A 3,017-nucleotide genomic window follows, 5' to 3' on the forward strand; every position below is an offset into this window, starting at 1 on the left:
GAACTGCCGGACCGGTCACGCTCGATGATCCACTGGGCCATGGTCAACTCCATGACCAACCGCCTGACCGCCAGCCCCGACAAAATCGGGCAATATCTCCGCCCGAAACCTCTCGCGGCAGCCTAAATCGGTATCGAACACCCTCTGAGAGGTCCGTGCCGGGGCGGTAGGGCCCTGGTGGAATGCGTCAGATCGGGAGGCTACTGCCCGCTTGTCCAGGAGTTGCGTTCCTTTTCACGCTGGTTGTCCTTGGCCTCGCTGGCGTAGCCGGCGTTCCGCGTAGCCTCGACGACCAGATCTGAGCCCCTGGGGTAGACGGTTACCTCGCTGCCGTATGTCGGCCGGTACAGCGTGACCCCGTAGTCGTCATCGCCACCATCACCCCGCCAAACCTTCTTGATGACTCCGTCTTGATACTGACCGCCAGTGGACTGTTCCAGCTTGGTGTTGATGATCCGCACCTCTCCGGTGGGATAGGGCTCCTTGAGCTTGTTGACCCTGAGGGTGGAAGCCTCCCGTGCGGCCCACTCGCGCTCCGCCACGGCCATGGCGTCCTCCCGGTCGAGGAAGCCGGAGTTGTCCGAGTCGAGGTCATCGAAGAGCTTGGCGGCTTCCTGCTCGTTCCACAGTCCGTCGGGGAACCTGCCCTGGTCACTCCGGGCGTAGGCGAGCCACTCCTCCTTGCTGACCCTGCCGTCCGCGAACGGGAGGCCGTCCTCGGGCGAGTCGGCCATGAGAAGCCACCGCTCGAACTGCTTCAGCGTGACAGTACTTACATCCATGGTTATCTCATCTCTCTGCGGCTTCTTGTCGCCCGGAGCACTGCCCACCGTGATCGTCCGGAACACCTCAATCACTCGAACGAGTGAACTAGAACTACCCCTCCTGCTGGTCGAGTAGATCCGAGGTATCCCATGCCCCGCAGACCCCGCCCCCCGTGCAGCGTTCCCGGGTGCCCCGAGCTGACCGACCGTGGTGGTCGTTGTCCGCAGCACCAGCGCGAGGCGGAACAGCAGAGAGGTAGTGCGGCAGAGCGCGGCTACGACTCCCGGCGCTGGGCCTGGATCCGACGGGCCTACCTGTACGCGCATCCCTGGTGCGTGCTCTGCGCTCGCGCCGCTGTGGTGGTCGACCACTTCCCCGAGTCGCGTCGCTCGCTGGTTGCCCGCGGCGTCGCAGACCCGGACGTGTGGCACAGGCTTCGGCCGTTGTGCACGCAGTGTCACGGCCGGGAGACGGCCGCCCACCAACCGGGCGGATGGGCTGCCGAGCGGGTCAAGCCGGTGACAGGGCTCTGACCTGCGGGTTTACCCAGGGGGGTGACCCCCTCCCGTTCCCACCCTGACCGGCAGGGAGGTGTCTTTCTCTGATGGCTAATTTGATCGTTTTTGGCGGGGCGAGAATATGCCCGAGTGGGCTGCTTTTAGTGACCGAATATCGCGGCGCCGGAGTCCGAGGGCGACTCGGACATCTGGGAATGACCTTCCCAGAATCAAGTAACAGCAATTCCTGCAAAACTAGGAGATTTTAATTATGGCCCTTACCCTCGCCGAATCCGCGAAGCTCTCCACGGAAGACCTTCAGCGTGGCGTGATCGAAACGTTCGTCCAGGAGTCGCCCATTCTGGACCGCCTCCCTCTCATCTCGACCGAGGGTACGGCGTACCGGTACAACGAGGAATTCGAGCTTCCCGGAGTTTCCTTCCGTGCCGTGAACGAGGCGTACCCCGAGAGTGTGGGTGCGGTGAGTTCACGCATCGAAACCCTTGCCATTCTCGGCGGCGACTCCGATGTGGACAAGTTTCTCGTGCAGACGCGCGGCAATATCAACGATCAGCGGGCAATTCAGGAGACGCTGAAGATCAAGGCCGCTTCGCTGCATTTTTCGGATCAGTTCTTCAATGGTGACACCGCTGTGAATCCGAAGGGGCTTGACGGTCTTCGGAAGCGGCTGATCGGCCGACAGGTGCTCGATGCAAAGGGAGCCGGCCCGGTTGCCAACGGATACGACTTCTTCGATGCACTTGACGCGCTGACCGGGCAGGTTCGCGGTATCAGCGGGCAGAACGGCGCGCTGTACATGAATGCGGCGATCCTGGCGAAGATCCGTTCCGGGTTCCGCCGGCTCGGTGGCGCGGAGCTACTGACGTCCGAGATCAACGGCAAGAAGGCCACCATGTGGAACGGCATTCCGATGCTCGACCCCGGCCAGAAGCTCGATGGTACGGACATTCTCCCGCTCACGGCCGGTACCGGCGGTAAGGAGACTGGCGACATTTACGCGGTTCGGTTCGGCTCCACCGAGGCGGACGCCGGTGTCACGGGTCTGACCAATGGTGGAATCCAGGTGACCGACTTGGGCGAAGCGCACGACAAGCCGGTTTATCGAACTCGCATCGAGTTCTATTGCGGTATCGCACTTTTCGGCGGTAAGGCCTCAGCGCGTCTGATGAACGTTCTCGCTGGCTGATCCGCTGGAATGGTGAAGGCCCCCGCCCTACTTCCCTATCGGGTTGTGGGGACGGGGGCCTCTTTTGCGTTGGCGGGTCAGGTCGTGCCGAACGCACCGGAGCAGACCCCGGCGACGAAGCCCGCCCACCCGGCAGGGCTGAACTCCAACTCCGGGCCGTGGGAACCCTTCTGTCTTCTGAGTCGATCTACGGCGTGTACTCGTAGCCGATGGTGAACTGGGCGGGCAGGCAAGCCTCCGTGTACTCGATCAACCCTTCGTCATCCGACCAACGGTGGACGAGCGCCAGGATGGCACTGCCGACCGACACCGCCAGGGCGGCGGCTTCGCGCTGGTCAGCCGTTCGCGCGTGCATGTCGTCGCGTGCCGCCGTGATGGTTCGGCCCGTGGCTTCGAGGACCCGCGCCGTGATCCCATCGTTGCGCCCCGGCGCCGTATTGAGCAGGTCTGGCACTAGTGTGATGCGCCACAAATCATGAGGGTAAGTTGATACCCTTTTATGGTGTCGCATCCTGGGCCTTCTGCCGTGGTGATCTCGCTGTCTGAGG

3 protein-coding genes are annotated in these 3,017 nt (G+C 63.0%); 1 reads left to right on the forward strand and 2 read right to left on the reverse strand.

Annotation, left to right across the window (positions count from 1 at the left end; translation table 11 throughout):
* Positions 1-200: 200 nt before the first annotated feature.
* Positions 201-857, reverse strand: coding sequence for a hypothetical protein (locus AB0P03_RS40685; RefSeq protein WP_363633772.1), 657 nt, complete (start codon positions 855-857; stop codon positions 201-203).
* 676 nt (positions 858-1,533) lie between these two features.
* On the opposite strand from AB0P03_RS40685, the gene AB0P03_RS40690 reads away from it, so the two are divergent.
* A complete protein-coding gene (locus AB0P03_RS40690) occupies positions 1,534-2,469 on the forward strand; it encodes a major capsid protein (protein WP_363633774.1) in 936 nt (311 codons plus the stop codon).
* A 187-nt stretch (positions 2,470-2,656) separates the two neighbouring features.
* Here the strand turns inward: AB0P03_RS40690 and AB0P03_RS40695 are convergent, their stop codons facing one another.
* On the reverse strand, positions 2,657-2,923 hold the full coding sequence (locus AB0P03_RS40695) for a UTRA domain-containing protein (protein ID WP_363633775.1): 267 nt from the start codon (positions 2,921-2,923) through the stop codon (positions 2,657-2,659).
* Positions 2,924-3,017: the final 94 nt, after the last annotated feature.

The sequence above is a fragment of the Kitasatospora sp. NPDC088779 genome (genome assembly GCF_040685395.1).
Lineage (GTDB): Bacteria > Actinomycetota > Actinomycetes > Streptomycetales > Streptomycetaceae > Kitasatospora.